Origin of the sequence: Halorhodospira sp. 9622 (genome assembly GCF_022228025.1) — a bacterium.
Classification (GTDB): Bacteria; Pseudomonadota; Gammaproteobacteria; order Nitrococcales; family Halorhodospiraceae; genus Halorhodospira; species Halorhodospira halophila_A.
This window is the reverse complement of sequence record NZ_JAJNRE010000007.1, coordinates 113,633-131,441: the sequence shown is the minus strand read 5'-3', so window position 1 is coordinate 131,441 and position 17,809 is coordinate 113,633. Positions and strand designations below refer to the sequence as shown.

Genomic DNA, 17,809 nt, shown 5'->3' with positions numbered 1-17,809 from the left:
AGCCGCGCGAACTCATCGGTAAGGACTTCCTCAATGAGGCTCTGGGTGGGGTCTATACACCGTTGATCGAACACCGCTTCCGGGAAGTTTTGGCGGGCGCCGAACCCGACAGGCAGTTTTTCCTGACTATTTTGAATGAGCGCCTCTGCCCGTTGAGGGTGAAGGTGCACCTGAAAAAGGCGCTGCTCGACGACAGTTGCTGGGTGTTTCTCAAGCTGGCGTACCGATAAGCCCGTGCGAGAAGCTGAGGTGTACCGCAGCCGGCTCGTTGCGCAACCCGAGAAGACCGGATGGTCAGGGGCGCTCTGTGTAGCATTGAACTCCTGTTGACGGCGGGTCCTCGTACAAGGCACCCCGTCTTTACCTAGCGCAGGCACTCTCAAGGTAACGTGCACTTACTATGCGGACACTGATCTACAATGAACTGCCGACCGAGCGCATCCCCAACTTCTCGAAAGTGCGCAAGCTCCTCGAGGACGGCAACTTCCGCCAGGCCGACGTGAAGAAGGTCGGCGACAACCTCTTCCGCGCCCGTCTCAATAAGAGCGACCGCTTACTGTTCAGCCTCTATCGCTACGGCGAGGAGACGGTCTGCCTGCTACTCGAGCACATCCGCAATCACGCCTATGACCGCTCCCGCTTCCTCGCCGGCGCCGCCATCAACGAGGAACAGATCCCGGCTCTTGAGTCGCCGGAGAAGGTGGCCGAGGAGGCGAGCCGGCTAACCTACCTACCTCCGGAGCGGGAGCGCTTTCACCTGCTGGACAAGGTCCTCTGCTTTGACGACGATCAAGAGGCCGTCTATACCCTACAGCCGCCTCTGGTGCTTGTCGGCTCCGCCGGCAGTGGCAAAACGGCGCTGACACTGGAAAAGATGAAGCAGGCCATCGGCGACGTCCTCTACGTCAGCCTCTCGGCTTATCTGGTGCGCAACGCCCGCGACTGGTATTACGCCCATGCTTACACCAACGAGGACCAGGAAGTCACGTTCCTTTCCTTCCAGGAGCTTCTGGAAACCATCCAGGTGCCTGAGGGGCGCGAGGCCACCATGCGCGACTTCCAGCAATGGTTCCAGCGCCACCGGGGCAAGACGCGCCTCAAAGATCCACAGAAGGTCTACGAGGAGATCCGCGGCGTCATCACCGGGCCGCTGGGTGAGACACCGTGGCTGAGCCGTGAAGCGTACCAGTCGCTCGGTGTCAAACAGTCCATCTTCACCGAAGAAGAGCGCCCCGAGGTCTATGACCTATTCGAGGGATACCTGCGCCTGCTCGATGAAGCCGGCCTGTACGATCCAAACATCATCAGTCACCGTTATCTTGAGCGGGTGCAGCCAAGCTACGACTTCGTGGTCATCGACGAGGTCCAAGACCTGACCAATATCCAGCTTTACCTGATCCTGCGGCTGCTGCGACATCTAGGTCAGTTCATCCTCGGCGGTGACTCAAACCAGATCGTCCATCCCAACTTCTTCTCCTGGGCCAGCGTGAAGTCCCTGTTCTTCGAGGAGCGCGATCTCACGGGGCCACACGAGATTATCCGCATCCTCCACACCAACTACCGCAACACCGTGGTGGTCACGGAGGTGGCGAACCGAATCCTGAAACTCAAGCACGCGCGCTTCGGCTCCGTGGATCGGGAGAGCAACTTTCTCGTCAAAAGCGTCAGCCAAGAGCCGGGGCGTCTTCAGCTGCTCGCCGACAGCGACGACATCATGCGCGAACTCGATCGGCGTACCGCGCAATCGGCGCGCACTGCCGTCCTGGTCATGCACCCTGAGCAGAAAGAGACGGCACGGGCCTGGTTTGATACGCCGCTCATCTTCTCTGTCCAGGAAGCCAAGGGGCTGGAGTACGACAGCATCATTCTCTTCAATTTCATCAGCGAGGAGGCCACCGCTTTTCGCGAGATCGCACGGGACGTGGACCCGGCGGCGCTGGAACAGGATGAGCTCCCCTACGCCCGCGCCCGGAACAAGCGCGATAAATCGCTCGAGATATACAAGTTCTACATCAATGCTCTTTACGTTGCCGCCACCCGCGCCGTGCGCAACCTCTACGTTGTGGAGGGGGATCACGACCACCCGGTCATGCGCCTGCTCCAACTCGATCAGTGCACCGGCGAGCTTACGGTGGAGGCGGAGCGCTCCAGCACCCGGGAGTGGCAGCAGGAGGCCCACCGGCTCGAGATGCAGGGCAAGGCGGAGCAGGCCCGCGAGATCCGGGAGCGCGTGCTGCAGCAGCAACAGGTGCCCTGGACACCGCTAGACAGTGCCGGCTTTGAGGCGTTGTGTGAACAGGCCCTGGCGTCCAATGGCTCAAAGAAGACTCGGCTCGAGGCCTTTGAATACGCCCTGGTCCACAGCCATCTGCCAACGCTCAACGCCCTCGACCGGAGCGGATTCAAGCCGGCCACCCAGCCGGAGGGGAAAGCGCTGCAGCAGCTGACCCAGAACCGATTCCAGAGCTACACCTTCCGCAAGCCCGACGTGGCGCTCAAGGCGGTCGACCGCTACGGCGTGGACCATCGTGACCGGCTCAATCTCACGCCTCTGATGGCCGCCGCGCGCCTAGGCAACGAGGTTATCGCGAAAGCGCTTGTTGAGCGCGGCGCCGACCTCACCGCCGTCGCCAATCACGGCCTTATCCCGGTGCAGATCCTCCTCGAGCAAGCCCTGTTCGGTGAGCAGGTCCCGGAGCATCGCTTGGAGAGCCTTTACGACCTCCTGGTTCCCGGAACTCTCTCCGTCCAAGTGGAAGGTCGGCTGATCAAGCTCGACCGACAGCTCATGGAGCACTTCCTGCTCCTGATGATGGGTGCGCTTTTCTACCGACACCTGGGGCCGTCCGTCGCCTGGCGGGGCGAAACGTTCACGGCCGCCGCCCTCACCGAGTATGCCGCCCTGCTCCCGGACGGCATCCTGCCCAGCCGGCGCAAGCGCCGACAATACATCAGCTCAATCCTCTCGAAGAACGAGCTCCACCGCGAGGATCGCTACAATCGGCAGCTCTTCCTGCGCGTGCGCCGCGGCAACTACATCGTCAACCCAGGTCTCAAGCTCAAGCTTGGCGATGTCTGGTGGGGTTACTACGACCTGTTTCGGCCTTCGGATCTGGATATACCTCGGTGGGCCACTCAGGAGCGTGAACTCATCCAGAGGGACATGGTGGACAACCTGGAGCGCCTCGCTCAGGTGGTGCGGGAGAGCCTGCCCGCTGAGGCGGAAGGGGCCGGGCCGGCATCGACATCCGAGATACTAACAGGCTAGAAAGTAGTGCCAGTGTCCGGTAGCCCAGCTGGATGGTGCGTATTCCAGACCAAGGTTGCCACTGATTCCAGACGAAGCCTGCCACCCATTCCACGGGAACGCTGCCACCCTGGCAGGCCGTCGGAGAGCTTCACCTGCTGCTTGCCCTCGGCAGGCTTGGCGGTTCGGCACTGACGATCCGTGAGCTTGTTGATACCCCGAGCCATACCACCTCCGAGGTCCTTCCGAAGGTTGATGATACCCATGCTGAGCTGCTCGTCCTGCGCCCAGCAGACACGTCATCGCCAGGGTGGCAAGTGGGTAGCGATTGCCTCGAAAGCCCCGTATGGCGCGCCTTGGCGACCGTATTTTGGGTAGTGGGGGGTGGCGCGGGAGCCACTACCCGCAGCGCTACCCACATAGGATGTTAGCTTACCCTGGATCTCACGGGACAGTGTGGGACGCCCGATTGCTTTCGTATCAGGCAGTTATCGTGGAAATGAGACTTCGCGGGATGCCGTGGGGAGGGGAGATGGTGGCCGGGGACGGAATCGAACCGCCGACACTGAGATTTTCAATCCCATGCTCTACCGACTGAGCTACCCGGCCATCGGCTGCGTATTCAAGCTGAAACCGCCCCCCGAGTCAAGGGGCGGCGCCGTTTTCAGCTGCCATCAGGGCTGAAATCCGGCGGTGGTGCCGAGCCTTGGCCAAAGAAGAAGTTCTCCATCTCGCGCTCGAGAAAGGCGCGGGCCTTGGGGTCGGCCGGGGTGAGCCGGTATTCGTTGATGAGCATAGTCTGCTGCTGGACCCACATGCTCCAGGCCTGCTTGCTTACGTTTTCGAAGATCCGCTGGCCCAGCTCGCCGGGGTACGGTGGGCGGTCCAGGGCGTCGGCCTCCTGCTGGAGCTTCACGCAGTGCACCTTTCTCGACATGCTGCCCTCTTGATGGATGTAAGCGTCCGGTTAGTGTACCGACCCGGTCCATGTTGCTGCCAGCGTACCTGGATTCAGGTCACCGGATAGCCGGCATCGCGGAGGATCCGCCGGATCGGTGCCGGCAGTCCGGGCAACGTCTCCTGGCCGGGACGGAACCAGCGGCGTTGGGCGGTGGGCTCGCCGACGGCGGTTGCCGCTGTGTGCCAGCGCAGCCGCACCGGCTGCAGGATCAGCTCAAAGTGGGTCAGTGCGTGGTGTCGCTCGGGTAGCCTTCCGGCCGGTTCGCAGTGCGCGCCCAACGCCTGTGCCCGCGCCAACGGGTCTTCGTCCGGCTGGCACTCCGGCAGGGACCATAGCCCGCCCCAGATGCCCGTGGCTGGGCGGCGTTCCAGCAGCAGGGTGTCGGTGTGCTCGATCAACAGCAGCTGCCGTTGGCGCCGGGGGCGCCGGCGCGCCGGTCGGGGGGCCGGGTAGGCCTCGGGATGGCCCGCCGCCCGGGCCGTGCACGCCGAGGCCAGGGGGCATAGCAGGCACGCCGGTTCCTGCGGCGTACAGACCAGTGCCCCGAGATCCATCAGCCCCTGGTTGAACCGGCGGCAGTCGTCTTCAGGGATGAGGGCGGCGGAAAGCGCCCACAGCTCCCGCGCGACCGGGTTGCGCCCGGGCCAGCCCTCGATGCCGGCGAGCCGCGCCAGCACCCGTTTAACGTTGCCGTCGAGGATCGGCGCGGGTAGGCCGTGGCCCAGCGAGCGGATGGCACCCGCCGTGGAGGGGCCGATACCAGGCAGCGTCTGCAGGGCCGCGAGCTCGTCGGGCAGGTGACCGTTCCAATCGGCCTCAATTCGCTGTGCGGCGGCATGCAGGTTGCGGGCACGGGCGTAGTAGCCCAGCCCGGCCCAGAGCCCGAGGACATCGTCGAGTTCGGCGTGGGCGAGGTCGATTACGTCCGGGTAGTGCCCCATGAAGCGCTCGAAGTAGGGTACGACGGTCTCGACCCGGGTCTGCTGCAGCATGACCTCGGAGATCCACACCCGGTAGGGCGTGGCCGGCTGCTGCCAGGGCAGGTCGTTTCGCCCGTGCTGCCGCTGCCACGCGATCAGTTGCTCCTGAAGCGCCTGGCAGCGGTCTGGGGTGGCCCAGCGGCGCATCCGCTCAGCGCAGCCGCCGCAGGAAGCTCTCCGCCTCCTGACGGATGCGGTCCTCGGCGCGGTCGGTTTGCTCCTCGAGCTCCTGTTCAATCCGCTCCCGGAAGCCCTCTCGGACCTTCTCTTCGGCCTCCTCGAGCCGCTGCTGGGCCTCGCGCAGACGCCGGATCTCCTGCTCGGTCAGCGCAGCGCGGAGGTCGAAGCGGATGCGTGGGCTGAACAGGTCACCGCTGAACTCCATGGGTACGGTGATGTCCTTGAGCTCGCGAATCGGTCGGCCGTCGGCGTCCTCCAGGTTGTCGATCACCGATAGGCGCACGCGGTAGTCGATGGTCTCGCTGAGCACGTTGGCGTGACCGGCGCCGCGAGCGCGCAGGATCGGCGATTCGGCGCGCAGGTTGTCGTTGTGAATCTCGCCGTCGCGCAGCTCGAAGCCTGCCGTCAAGGATCCGAAATCCGTGCGTGCCTCGTCCTCCGGCGGCTCCGGCCTCGGCTGGGCCCGGACTCGGGCCACGCCCTCGCGGAACATGTGCGGGATGTTCAGGCCAAGCACCGCGCCCTCGCTGACATCCAGCTCGGCATCGCCGCGGAAGTCCTCGATCAGCTGGTAGAGGTTCTCGCCGCCGCCTTCGCCCCGCAGAGCGAAGCGGCCCCGGCCGTGGAGCCAGTCCCGCTCGAGGAGGTCCTCGAGCAGCGGTGCGAACCGCACGTTATCCAGGCGGTGGTCGAGCTCGAAGTACGGATAGTCGCCGCGGGCATCGAGGAAGGTGGCGGCGCGATACTCGCCCTCGTAGAGGCGAGCCTCCATGCCGGCAATGCCCACGCGGCCGTCTTTGCCGCTGAGATCTCCGCGGATGTCCTCGATCAGCAGCCCGGAGAGGGTCAGGGCGCCGATCTCCAGCCCGCCATTGAGTGACAGGGTGCGCAGGGGCTCCAGCGGCAGGTCGAGAGCGACCTCCTCGAGATCGGGCAGGCCGGTATCCGGCGCCGTCGGCTCGTCCACGGCACGCCGTTGCTCGGCGGGCAGGTAGCGGTCCAGGTTGATCTCGTCGACGGTCAGATTGAGGGTCATGGCCGGGCCGGTCCAGTTCTCGATCCCGCCGTCGAGCTCGATGCGCGATTGATCCACATCCAAGCCGAATTCGGGCAGCAACAGTTGCTGGCCATCCAGCTCGATCCGTCCCGTGCCGCCGACACGGGTCAGCGCCGTGGCGTCTGCCGGCGTGGGCATGCCGACGTCCAGCCGGCTTAGGGCTGTGCGCAGATTGAACGCGGGCAGTTGCCAGTCGATGCCGCCAAAGGCGCCGTCTTCATCCATCTCCAGGTCGGCCGCCGCCTGGAGGGTGATCCCGGCGGCAGTGGCTTCCAGCTCCGGCCAGTCCACCCGCAGCGTCTCGCCCAGGCCGATGCTGCCGTGGCCGGTCACACCCAGACGCTGTTGGCGGCCGGGCACCTCGGCCCCCTGGGCCTCGATGAGCATCTCGAGTCCGTCCAGGTCGAACTGTTCCAGGGCCTCGTCCAGGGTGGCCTGCAGGCGCAGTTGACCGTCGATTCGGGGCAGATCTTCGCCCTGGCCGACCCAGCTCGACTGCACGGCCACCGGGCGCCCAAGGCGCAGCGCCTCGATGTCCAGGTCGAAGCGTTCCACCTCCTTGCGGTCATCGATGCTGCGGTCCTCCCAGAACAGCTGCCCGCGCCGGACCTGCAGTCCGCCGAAGGCGGCATCCCGGAGGATGGGTGGCAGCTCGCCGAGCGGTGCCCCGTCCGTCGGTTCCGCCGGCGGTTCTTCCTCCTCGGCGAACCGCGCGACCAGGTCCTCCCAGTTGCCTTCGCCCTCCTCGTTGATCATGAGCCGGGCGATGGGAGCCTCGACACTGACCAGCCGTGTCTCGAGCTGGCCCCAGAGCAAGGGCAGGAGACGCACCGCCGCGTCCACCCGTTCCACCTCCAGGAAGGGGTCCTCGTGGAATCCGTCCCGGTCGGCGAGGGTGACGCGGCCGACTTCGACCCCCAGCCACGGGAAGAAGGAGAGCCGGATGTCCCCGTCGATGGTCAGCTCCCGTCCGGTCTCTTCCTGAACGGCAGCCGCGATGTCGTCCCGGTAGTCATTGGGGTCGAGGATCACGCTGATCAGCGTTGCCGTCGCCACCAGCAGGGCGAACAGCCCGATCACGGCGTAGAGGAACCACTTGAGTATCCAGGGCATAAACCGAGTCCTGCGTTGAACGTGTCCGATGGCTGGCATTCTATCGTGCCACGCCGTCAGGCTTGTCCCCGAGGATACGTGGGCTGGTATCGTACCGGTAAGGTCTTCGCGGAGTCCGCCATGCGTTTTTACCTGTACGTGGTTGTTGCCCTGATGATCCTCATGCTGGTCTGGACGTTCTTCATCTGGGATCCGGAGGAGATGATCCCCCCGGCCACCGAGCGTGAGGCGCCCGTCCACCCCGATGAGCAGCAGGAGTAGCCGAGGTGGCAGGACACGCCGGCGAGGTGTTTAAGCCCCTGGCCCTGTCGGTGCTCACCGTTTCCGACAGCCGGGGGTTGGCGGAGGATACCTCCGGGGCCGCGCTGGCGGAGCGGCTTGAGTCAGCCGGCCACGCCCTGGCCGGTCGGACCATCGTCCCGGATGATCGCTATCGGATCCGCGCCGAGGTCTCGGCCTGGGTTGCGGATGATCGGGTGGACGGGGTGCTCATCAACGGTGGGACTGGGCTCACTGCCCGCGACGTGACGCCGGAGGCGATCAGGCCGCTTTTTGATCGCGAGATCCCGGGCTTCGGCGAGCTTTTCCGGCAGCGCTCCTTCGAGGAAATCGGCAACGCCACCCTGCAGTCGCGGGCCGTGGCGGGTGTGGCCAACGCTACGCTCATCTTTGCCCTGCCGGGGTCCACCGGCGGGTGCTGCACCGCGTGGGATCGAGTGCTCGCCGATCAGCTCGATGCCCGCACCCGGCCGTGCAATTTTGCGACCTTGCTGCCCCGCATGCGTGGTTCGGAGCCCTTGGCGTAGCGCCCGAAATTCGGTACGCTACACCCCTTACCGCCCGTAGCTCAGCCGGATAGAGCGTCGGCCTCCGGAGCCGAAGGTCGCAGGTTCGAATCCTGCCGGGCGGGCCACCTTCCCCATCGCTTAACGCCAATCGCCCCCGCGGCAATCCGAAAGAACCGCGTCCGCTGCGCGGGCGCCGGAGCGCAGTGCGCCTTGCTGCGATCCGTGGGCCCGGTGGTCGCCGCAGGCATAGAGGCCCCCGCCGAGCCGCGCGCCCTGATAGGGCTCGGTCAGAGCAGGCGGTGCCTGGACCGGTTGTCCGTACGGGATGCGCTCTAGGCGCAGAGGCCGCCAATGATCGACCACCGGCCCGAACCAGTCACGCAGCTGCGATACGGCCTCGCACTGCAGGGTGGGGTCGTCCAGATCCTGCGCGTCCCCGAGCACCGTCGCGCTGACTAGGTGCCAGCCGGCTGGGGCATACTCCGGCGCGACCACGCTAGGCACCGCCAGGTGCAGGACGGGCCCCTCGCCCTCGCCGTTAAGCAGGATCAGTGGGTCGGTGACCGGTGGCTCAGGGACGGCGAACTGCAGACAGGTTACCGGTCGGCCGGCGGCGGTGGGCTGCCCGGTCAGTCGGGTGAAAGCCGGGCCGTCGGTGGCTACAACGACCGCATCGGGGCTGAGCCGTTCACCGTCCGCAAGCCGCACGCTTGGCCCATCCTCGATGGCCTCGGCGGCGGTGCCCAGCCGCAGTGTCACCCGCTCCGCGGGCAGCTGGTCTGCCAGCTGCCGGGGTAGGTCGCCCACGCCAGCGGCGGGGATCGCCGCATCGCCCTCGGCGAACATGCGAAAGACGAAGTTGAGCAGCCGGGCCGAGGTCTGGAGCTGCGGGTCGAGCAGCACGCCGCCGAACAGCGGCCGCAGGAAACGCTCGATCATCGGCCCGGAGAAGCCCTCGGCGGTGAGCGACTCGGCACTGCTGCGTTGCGGTCCGTACAGGGGGCTCTCGGGATCGCCGCGGCGCAGACGCGCCCGCAGCCGGGCGATGCGCACCTTGTCGCCCAGGCTGCCCACCGGCGCCCGCAGGGTCTTCAACAGCGCCTGCGGGGCGCGGAATGGATCGCTGAGGCGGTGCAGGCCGCCCTCGGTCCGGATCAGGGCCCCGGGGGCGAAGCGGCGCAGGCGTAGGGCGCCCAGGTCAGCGCGGGTGCGCAGCTCCGGGTAGGCGGTCAACAAGACCTGGAAACCGCGATCCAGCTGGAAGGCCGGCTCCTGATCGTCGGCCAAGCCGCCATCGAGGCGCAGGCGGTCGGTGCGAACCCGCCCGCCCACCTCCCTGGAGGCTTCCAGCAACCGGACGTGGGCACCACCCAGGGCCAGATCGCGGGCTGCGGCCAGGCCGGCCAGGCCGGCGCCGATCACCACCACTTGCGGATGTTCCGCGCTCATACTGCTCCTCCTGGGTGCGGACTCTGCGGGCTAGAGACCCTGCCGTTCGCGCCAGCGCTCAATGGCCTCCGCCACCTTTGCCGGGCACTCCTCCTGCGGGAGGTGGCCGCACGCCTGCAGTTCCACCCGCTCGGCGTTGGGCAGGGCGTCAGCCACGCGGTGGGAATCCGCGGCAGGGATGACTTCGTCCTCGACGCTGATGATGACCTGCGTCGGGGTCTCGATGCCTGCCAGGGGGCCGCGCACTTGCAGGGCGTCGGTCAGCGAGCGGTGCATCAGCTGCCCCCAGGCCCGGTCCCAGCCGGCCATGGCGGTGTGCATGGTCATGCGGGCCTCGCGCTCCGGGGTGATGGCGTCCTCGTCGTAATAAGAGCGCTCGAGCAGTTCGGTGCTTTTCCCGAACCAGCGCCCTCCCAGCAGGCTCAGGCGCTTGGCCTGCGGCAGTTGCGCCAGCCACTGGGGTAGCGTGGGTCGCTCTAGGGCGGCCATTGGGTTGATCAGCACCAGACCGGCGACCCGCTCGGGCGCCTGGCGTGCCGCCTCCAGAGCGATCACCCCGCCGGCGGAGTTGCCCACCAGCACCGCCTCCTCCTGGCCGAGTTCATCCATGAGGCTGAACAGGTGGTCGACGTCGGCCTCCAGGGTGAAGGGGTTGGGTCCCTCGCCGGGATAGTCGGGCTTGTCGCTCAGCCCGTAGGGGATCTGGTCGTAGGCCACGGTGTAGCGGTCGCGTCCCAGTTTCGGCAGAAGCGGTTCCCAGGTCACGGTACTGAACGAGAAGCCGTGCAGGAGAAGCCAGGCCGGCCGCCCGGTATCGGCGTGCTCCTCGCCAGCGGCGACGTAGTGCAGCTGCAGCCCGTCGGGGTAACCGGGGAACGAGATCGAGACAAAGCGGCTGTCGTCACCGCCGAGTTCGCGGCCGTCCTTGACCCCGTCCGCCGGCTGCGTGGGGATCATGAACGGCCCGATGGCGAGAACCAGGCCCGCGAGTATGAATAGGCCGCCGACCACGATACCGATGCCCTGCAGGATGGTGCCGACTGTCCCCACGCTCATCCCCCTTGCTGGTCTTCCGTTCCGGGCCAAGGCTACCACGGCCGTGGCGGCGCTTGCCGAGTGCGGCGGTCTGTGCAGTTGACCCGGTCGCGCGGCGGCGCTAGCGTTCACGGGAGCCTGGCAACCACGCGCACCTGCGCCGGAGTCGGCAGAGCATGGTCCCTTCCGGCGGTTATCGCGGCTTCGTCCTGGCGGCACTGTTCCTGATGCTCGGCCTTTCTGCGGGGACCGCCGGGCCGGAGCGGGGCTGCCCGGACGCCGACTACGGCGAGCGCTTCCACGAGGCCCTGGAGGCGGCGCGCGCCGATGACTGGTCCCGCGTGGCCGAGCTTGAGCCCTGTCTCGGCGATGCCCACCCGATGGCCGCCTACCTCGACTTCCACCGTCTGCGCAGTGCGCTCCCCGAGGTCGATCCGCAGCGTGTGGTGGCCTACCGCCAGCGCTATGCCGGTACCCCGCTGGCCGATGTCCTCAAGCGCGTCGCCTTGCGTCGCTACGCCGAGGCGGGGGACGACGCGGCGGTGCGCCGGGTGACCGACGAGCCACCCGCCCGCCTGGCTCTGCGCTGTCACTGGTGGCAGGCCCATCTGGAGACGCGCCGGGGAGAGGCCCTCGCCTTTGCTCGGCGCACCTGGCACGCCGGGGTCTCGCGGCCGTCAGAATGCGACGGGCTATTCGAGGCAGCCCGCGGGGCTGGCGTCATCGACGACCGGGCTGTCTGGGAGCGTATGCGTCTGGCCTTTCGCAACGAGCAGGCGGGTCTGATGCGCTATCTCGAGGGGCTGCTCGGTGGGGAGCGCTGGCTGGTCGCCGCCGAGTGGCTCCAGCGGCTCGACCGAAATCCGGCGCGGATCATCGAGCTCGATGAGGGTCTGCCGCCGCGGCTGCGTCGACAGCTTACTGCCGACGGGCTCTACCGGCTGGCCCGCGTGGACACCGCGGCCGCGCGCAGTTATCTGGAGCAGAGTGGCGACGGGCTTGCCGAGCTGCCCGCGGGCGAGCGGCGGGAGGTGTTTGAGCGGGTTGCCTGGTACTCGATCATCCGGGGCATCCCTGAGAACCGCGGTTGGGTCGACCGGTGGCTGGCCGAGCAGGACGATACCGATTTGCTCGAGCAGCGCATGCGCCGGGCGGTGATCGAGGAGCAGTGGACCGACCTGGTCTACTGGTACACCCGTCTGCCCGAGGCCTCCGCACGCAGTGCGCGCTGGCAGTACTGGCTGGGTCGGGCGCGGGCCGAGCTGGGAGACCCGGCGCTGGCAGGTGAGCACTGGCGGGAGGCGGCGGGGGAGCGCTCGTTCTGGGGGTTCATGGCGGCCGAACGGGTCGGGCGGCCCTATGCGCTGCGCGAGGTCCGCCCGGAACCGGATCCGCCTGCTCCGGATCCCGCCCTCCTGCGGGTCCGCCTGCTCCACGGTGTCGGTGAACTGCGTCTGGCCCGGGACGAGTGGCGCCACCTGCTGCAAGGCCGTGAGGCGGCGGAACAACGCGCCCTAGCTGCCCACGCCTATCGGCAGGGGTGGCACGAGCTGGCGGTGGTCGCTGCCAACCGCGCCGGGGCCCACGAGGCGTTGCAGTGGCGTTTCCCCCATGCCTACCGGGATGCCTTCCGGCGGGCGGCCGCGGAGACCGGCATCGAATCCTGCCTGCTCATGGCGGTCGCCCGGCGCGAGTCGGGTTTCCATCGGGATGCCGTCTCGCCGGCGGGGGCCCGCGGGCTGATGCAGCTGCTGCCGGGTACTGCCCGCCAGATGGCCCGTTCCAACGGTGAGCCCCTGCCGGATGCCCGGGCGCTGAACGATCCGGAACTCAATGTGCGCCTCGGTGCCGAGTATATGCAGCGGCTATTGGAGCGCTTCGAAGGCAACCGGCCGAAGGCACTGGCGGCCTACAACGCCGGTCCGAGCCGTGTCGCGGGGTGGCTGGAGCGGGATGGACGCCCTCTGGATGTCTGGATCGAGTCGATCCCCTACTACGAGACCCGGCGATACGTGCAAGCGGTGCTTGCCTACCGCACGATCCTGGCCCACCGTGGCGGGCTGGAACCGGTGGCCTCGGTGGTCACGCACGAGGAGATGGCCCTGGTCTACGGGGAGCCGACGGACGACCGGGAACCGGCCACGGTGCGCCTGAGCCGGCACCCGGCGGATGGGCCGCTGCCGGGGTCTGACGATCCTCTGCGGGACTGAGCGGCGCGCCGCGCCCTGTTACCCTGATCCCCCGTTCGCCCGGTCGCGGCTCTGCTGCACCCGGGCGTTTCCGGAGTCGCTCAAGCGTTAGGGAAACCGACGTGACCGTACTCAACCAGAAAGGACCCTCCTCTTGGCACTGGCTGGTGGGCGGGGCTGCGCTCGTGATCATCCTGGCCGGGCTCCAGGCGGTCTCCGGCATCGTCAATCCGCTGCTGCTGGCCGCGTTCCTGGCCATCGCCTCGGCGACCCCGCTGAACTGGATGCAGCGCCGCGGCGTGCCGGCAGCGGTGGCGGTGATGATCCTCTTCCTGGGGGTGGGGCTGGTCTTCTTCCTGCTCTTCCTCGCCCTGCGCGGCGCGGTGGAGACCATGGCTGCGCAAGCGCCGCAGTATCAGGAGCAGCTCACCGTGGTCTTCGGTCAGGTGCGCGATTACGTCGTCGCCATGGGTGTGCCGCCGGAGGCCCTCCCCGAGGAGGTGCCGCTGCCGGCAGTGGGTACGCTGACCGATGCGGCGGCGACCATCGCCAGCGGCATCGGCCAGTTTACGGCGGCCACCTTCCTGGTGCTGCTCGCCTTCATGTTCCTGCTGCTCGAGGAGAGCACGCTGCCCGGCAAGCTCTCGGTGGCCTTCCCGGCCAGTCGTCGGGCGCGGGTGCGCACTCGCCGGTTCCTCCACGCCGTTGATCGCTACATCTTCATCAAGAGCGCGACCAGCACGCTGACCGGCGTGATCATCGGCACCGGGCTCTGGCTGATTGGGGTGGATTTCCCGATCCTCTGGGGCATCCTCGCCGGATTGCTGAACTTTATCCCCACGGTCGGGTCGATCATTGCTGCCGCCCCTGCGGTGGTGGTGGCCCTGCTCGGGGGAGGGCTGCTCGATGCGGTGCTCACCGTCGTCCTTTACGTGGCGGTGAATGTGGCCATCGGTTCCATCACCGAGCCGCGATTGATGGGGCGGACTCTGGGGCTGTCGCCACTGGTGGTGTTGATCTCGTTGATGGTCTGGGGCTGGGTGTTCGGGCCGGTAGGGATGCTGCTGTCGATCCCGCTGACCATGATCGCCAAGCTGGCCCTTGAGGCGCAGCCCGAGACCCGCTGGATCGCAGTGCTGCTCAGCGATCGCGCCGACGAGCGCATCGGCTGACCCGCACGGCCCCGCCCCCGGGGGGGGGGGGGGGCCCCGGGGGGGGGGGGCGGGGGGGGGGGCCCCCGATCGGGGGCGGCCTGCAGCGACCTCGTGGCGGTCAGCGCCGCGGGCCGAACTCCTCACGGAAGCGTTCGCGCTGCTCGGCGTCGAGCAGTCCGATCATCTCGTTGCGCATGCGCACGCGCTCGGCCAACAGCTCGCCCTGCAGCTCGGACATGCGGCCATGGAGCTCTTCGATGGCGTCGGGGTCCGGCTGCTCGACCGCCATCAGCTCGGCCATATCGTCGCGCATTTCGGCCAGTTCGACCCCTACGTGGGCCTCGAACTCCCGGTAGGCGCGGCGGAGCTTGCGCATCTCGGCGAGCTTGTCGCCCTCAAGCTCCAGCTCCCAGAGGGGCGTCCGTGGATCACCGAAGCCGCCCTCAAAACCGCCGCGCATCCAATCCCAGCACGGGCCGTAGCCCAGGCCGGAGCCCATGCCCATTCCCATGCCGGGTTGCTGCATCGCTCCGGCACCCGGGCCTCCAGGCCCGAAACCTTGTCCCATGCCGGCGCCGCGATCGGCCTGAGCCGCTGCCAGCCCGCTGCCGAGCAGCGCCGCGGTAGCGAAGGCGATCAGGGATGCGGTTCTTCTGCTGCCGCGAACTCGTCCTGCCATGGTCATGCCTCCCTTGAGAGTCGCTCTCTCCATCGATGCGTGATCCGGCGGCAGCGGTGCCGCCGCCGGGTCCTGTGGAAAACGGGTCGGGCGGCCGATCAGGCCGCCGCGGCGGCGAGGAACAGGCCGATGACGCAGGCCAAAGCGGCCATCCAGGCCAGGCTGCGCAGGCTCGCGTAATCGCCGATGTAGAACAGCCCGTAGGCAATTCGCAGCAGGACGAAGAGCACCGCCAGGGTGTCGATCACGCCCTGCGCCGCGCCGACTTGGTGGGCGATGATCACCGCCGCCGCAAAGGGCGGGAAGGCCTCGTAGCCGTTCTGCTGGGCCCAGTGGGCGCGCTTTGGCCACCCTTCCTGGCGGTCGAGCCACTCCCGGGGGCGGGTGTTGTCGAACTGCCCGCCACCAAACTTGGCGGCGCCGGCGAAGGCCATGGGCAGGATGGCGGCGACGAGGACCATCCAGTAGCCGAGGGACATGGGCATCTCCTTCCACTGGCTGCGACCCCCGTCCGGGGGCCTCCGGCCCCAGTCTAGGGCAATCCGCGCCTCCCCGCCTATTGTCCCGTCGACGATGCCGGCGGGCCCGGCGCTCAGCCGGTGTCGTTGCGCAGCTGCTCGGCCCGCTCAATGAGTTCGGCCCGGCGGATCTTGAGTCCCCGCGTCTCGGGCAGCGGGTGCCAGGCAACCGGGGTCATGTGCGGGCTCAGTCGGGCTCGCAGCCACTCGCGCAATGCGCTCACGGGGAGCTCGTCGCCGTTCGTCTGCACGAACGCCACTGGGCGCTGGCCGAACTCGCGATCGCTGCGTGGGACCACCACCGCCTCGCGGACCACCGGGTGCTCGCGGAGAGCCGCCTCGATGGTCTCAGGCTGGATGTTTTCGCCGCCGCTGATGAACTGGTTGTCGCGGCGTCCCGTGATCACCAGGCGCCCCGCATGCCAGTACCCCAGGTCGCCGGTTGAGAACCAGCCGTCCCCGTCGGTCAGCGGCGCCACGCTGCCGCCGTCAAGGTACCCCGGGCAGAGCGTCTCGCCGCGCACGCGGATCTCACCCTCGTCGATGCGCAGCTCGCGGAAGGGCAGGACCCGTCCGCCACCGCGCAGCGCAGGCCAAGTGGCCACCTGAGCGGTCATCTCGGTCAGGCCGTAGCTCATGTAGCACGGAACCCCCCGCGCCTGCGCCTGCTCCAGCAGATCGGCCGCTACCGGCCCGCCGCCGAGCAGCACGCAGCGCAGGAAGGGCAGGGGGGTGTCGGCCGCATGCAGCAGGCGGCGCAGCTGGGTCTCCACCATGGAGACATGGCTGATGCGGTGGGTGCTCAGGAAGGCCGCGTCCTCGCTGCGACCACCAACGACCATGGGTACCCCGGCCTCCAGGCAGCGGAAGATGATCCCCAGCCCGCCCACATGGAACAGGGGTAGGGAGAGCAGGTAGCGATCCGGGCTGCGCAGCGGCAGGTATGCCAGGGCGCCCTGGGCGCTGCGGACGTAGTTGGCGTAACTGTGTGCCGCGATGCGCGGCGTCCCGGTCGAGCCGGAGGTGGCCACCCCGGCGCAGGGGGCGTCGGCCTTGAAGCGCCACTGCAGGTCCGCAGCGGGTGTGCCGGGCGGGCCTTCGCCGGTGTGTCGGAGTTCGGCGCCGGGGGCTGGGATCAGACCGGAGATGCCGTGCCCGGCCAGCAGCCCCTGCAGGGCGGCCTCCGGCATGCGCTCCGAGACCGGCAGGACACGCCCGCCGGCCCGCAACACGGCCAGCCAGTCGATGACCCCGGCGGTGTCGGTGGTGATGCGAAGGGAGGTCCATGTCCCGGCGCCGAGGCCCTGCTCCTGCAGGGCCCGGGCGCGCCGGCTGACCGCCTCGTGGAGGGCTGCGAAGGTGTAGCAGAACCCCGGTTCGATGAGCGCCGGGTGCTGCGGCCAGCGGTGGCTGGCCCGCGTCAGTCGGCACGGGAACCGGGCGGGCATGGTCACAGCAGCGGGGCCTCCGCAGTGAGCTGCTCACGCCGGCGTACCGGCTTGGTTGTGTGCCCGGGCTGGCTGCGCAGGGGCTCGAGCAGGGCCTCGGGCCAGGCGCCGAAGGTATCCAGTCCCGGAGTGGCCTGCAGCCCCCACCTCGCGGCCAACCGGGCGTAGAGGTCCAGGGTGATGTTGCTTTCGAAGGCAGCGCTGAGCACCACCTGCACACCGGCGCTGGTGGCGGCGTCGATCCACGCGCGGGTGCGGGTCAACCCGGTCAGCATCGGCTTGAGGACCACTGCACCGAGCCCGGCGGTGGTGAGGTCGGCGTCCGGATGCTCGCGGAGGGTCTCATCCCAGGCGAAGGGGATGGCTGTACGTGACGACCATCCGGCGTACGAGACACCCGGGCGCAGCGGCTCCTCGATGAAGGCCACGCGCTCCGCGGGCAGCCCGGCGCAGAGGCGTGCCGCCTCCTCGGGGGTCCAGCTGCGGTTGGCGTCCAGTCGCAGCTGCGTGGTAGCGGGCAGCCGGTCAAGGATGTACGCCAAGCGGCGTGCGTCCTCCGCCACGCTGGCCCGGCCCACCTTCACCTTAACGCAGGGGCCGACCGGTGCGTCGATGCGGCGTTGCTCGTGGCCGATCAGGCGGCAGCTGGTCACCTGCGGCGTCTCTCCGGGAGGCTGGACCCACTGCAGCCAGCCGGCCTCCAGGCCGAAGCGCGCGGCCGGTGGGAGCGCCCGCAGCGCTTCGGGGACGCCGGTGCCGGAGGTGGCCTGCTGCAGCTCGCCGGCGGCCCTTTCGGCACCGGCGGCGAAGAAGTGCCGGCAGGCGTCGATGCATTCGTCCAGGCCCTCGGTGCTGAACCCGGGCAACGGGGCGATCTCCGAGATGGCCCGGCATCCTTCCTCGCCCTCCCAGAACAGCAGGGCGCCGTGGCGCTCCGCAACCGGGGCCGTGCCGGGCAGAAGCGCCACCCGGTAGCGGCGAACCTCTACCGAGCGCAGCTGCGTGGACACG

The 17,809-nt window shown here is 68.2% G+C and carries 14 protein-coding genes, 2 tRNA genes and 1 pseudogene; 7 read left to right on the top strand and 10 right to left on the bottom strand.

Annotated elements, in window-relative coordinates:
* Together LRG07_RS06075 and LRG07_RS06070 are read left to right on the top strand one after the other, a co-directional pair.
* A pseudogene (locus LRG07_RS06075) lies at positions 1-230 on the top strand (hypothetical protein); the annotation flags it as partial.
* A 170-nt stretch (positions 231-400) separates the two neighbouring features.
* A complete protein-coding gene (locus LRG07_RS06070; RefSeq protein ID WP_238641976.1) occupies positions 401-3,268 on the top strand; it encodes a UvrD-helicase domain-containing protein in 2,868 nt (955 codons plus the stop codon).
* A gap of 512 nt (positions 3,269-3,780) precedes the next feature.
* Here LRG07_RS06070 and LRG07_RS06065 read toward each other — a convergent pair.
* The 4 genes from LRG07_RS06065 to LRG07_RS06050 form a co-directional block, all read right to left on the bottom strand.
* A tRNA-Phe gene (locus LRG07_RS06065) sits at positions 3,781-3,856 on the bottom strand.
* Positions 3,857-3,911: 55 nt separating this feature from the next.
* Positions 3,912-4,184 (bottom strand): oxidative damage protection protein, encoded by a 273-nt coding sequence (locus tag LRG07_RS06060; RefSeq protein ID WP_201170085.1) that lies wholly within the window; start codon positions 4,182-4,184, stop codon positions 3,912-3,914.
* Positions 4,185-4,258: 74 nt separating this feature from the next.
* On the bottom strand, positions 4,259-5,335 hold the full coding sequence (gene mutY, locus LRG07_RS06055) for an A/G-specific adenine glycosylase (RefSeq protein WP_201170082.1): 1,077 nt from the start codon (positions 5,333-5,335) through the stop codon (positions 4,259-4,261).
* A 4-nt stretch (positions 5,336-5,339) separates the two neighbouring features.
* Complete coding sequence (locus LRG07_RS06050; RefSeq protein ID WP_238641975.1) at positions 5,340-7,538, bottom strand: AsmA family protein; 2,199 nt, start codon at positions 7,536-7,538, stop codon at positions 5,340-5,342.
* A 120-nt stretch (positions 7,539-7,658) separates the two neighbouring features.
* Between LRG07_RS06050 and LRG07_RS06045 the strand changes: the two genes are divergently transcribed.
* The 3 genes from LRG07_RS06045 (at position 7,659) to LRG07_RS06035 (ending at position 8,451) form a co-directional block, all read left to right on the top strand.
* Positions 7,659-7,799: a hypothetical protein gene (locus LRG07_RS06045; protein ID WP_201170078.1), complete on the top strand. Its 141-nt coding sequence runs from the start codon at positions 7,659-7,661 to the stop codon at positions 7,797-7,799.
* Positions 7,800-7,804: 5 nt separating this feature from the next.
* Positions 7,805-8,344, top strand: coding sequence for a molybdenum cofactor biosynthesis protein B (gene moaB / locus LRG07_RS06040; RefSeq protein ID WP_201170076.1), 540 nt, complete (start codon positions 7,805-7,807; stop codon positions 8,342-8,344).
* Between the two features lie 30 nt (positions 8,345-8,374).
* Positions 8,375-8,451, top strand: a tRNA-Arg gene (locus LRG07_RS06035).
* 13 nt (positions 8,452-8,464) lie between these two features.
* Here the strand turns inward: LRG07_RS06035 and LRG07_RS06030 are convergent.
* A complete protein-coding gene (locus tag LRG07_RS06030; RefSeq protein WP_201170074.1) occupies positions 8,465-9,775 on the bottom strand; it encodes an NAD(P)/FAD-dependent oxidoreductase in 1,311 nt (436 codons plus the stop codon).
* A gap of 30 nt (positions 9,776-9,805) precedes the next feature.
* Entirely contained in the window at positions 9,806-10,831 is a 1,026-nt protein-coding gene (locus tag LRG07_RS06025) for an alpha/beta fold hydrolase (protein WP_201170072.1), read from the bottom strand.
* Positions 10,832-10,986: 155 nt separating this feature from the next.
* Between LRG07_RS06025 and LRG07_RS06020 the strand changes: the two genes are divergently transcribed.
* Positions 10,987-13,020, top strand: coding sequence for a transglycosylase SLT domain-containing protein (locus tag LRG07_RS06020; protein ID WP_238641974.1), 2,034 nt, complete (start codon positions 10,987-10,989; stop codon positions 13,018-13,020).
* A 101-nt stretch (positions 13,021-13,121) separates the two neighbouring features.
* Positions 13,122-14,171 carry an AI-2E family transporter gene (locus LRG07_RS06015; protein WP_201241411.1) on the top strand — a complete coding sequence of 350 codons (1,050 nt, stop codon included), beginning with the start codon at positions 13,122-13,124 and terminating at the stop codon, positions 14,169-14,171.
* A 100-nt stretch (positions 14,172-14,271) separates the two neighbouring features.
* Here the strand turns inward: LRG07_RS06015 and LRG07_RS06010 are convergent, their stop codons facing one another.
* The 4 genes from LRG07_RS06010 to menC all read right to left on the bottom strand — a co-directional run bounded on the left by LRG07_RS06010 (position 14,272) and on the right by menC (position 17,808).
* Positions 14,272-14,832, bottom strand: a complete 561-nt coding sequence (locus LRG07_RS06010) for a Spy/CpxP family protein refolding chaperone (RefSeq protein WP_238633626.1) — start codon at positions 14,830-14,832, stop codon at positions 14,272-14,274.
* A gap of 98 nt (positions 14,833-14,930) precedes the next feature.
* Complete coding sequence (locus LRG07_RS06005; protein ID WP_201170063.1) at positions 14,931-15,311, bottom strand: MAPEG family protein; 381 nt, start codon at positions 15,309-15,311, stop codon at positions 14,931-14,933.
* Positions 15,312-15,424: 113 nt separating this feature from the next.
* On the bottom strand, positions 15,425-16,798 hold the full coding sequence (locus LRG07_RS06000; RefSeq protein ID WP_238641977.1) for an AMP-binding protein: 1,374 nt from the start codon (positions 16,796-16,798) through the stop codon (positions 15,425-15,427).
* Between the two features lie 2 nt (positions 16,799-16,800).
* Positions 16,801-17,808, bottom strand: a complete 1,008-nt coding sequence (gene menC, locus LRG07_RS05995) for an o-succinylbenzoate synthase (RefSeq protein ID WP_238641973.1) — start codon at positions 17,806-17,808, stop codon at positions 16,801-16,803.
* Position 17,809 lies beyond the last annotated feature (1 nt).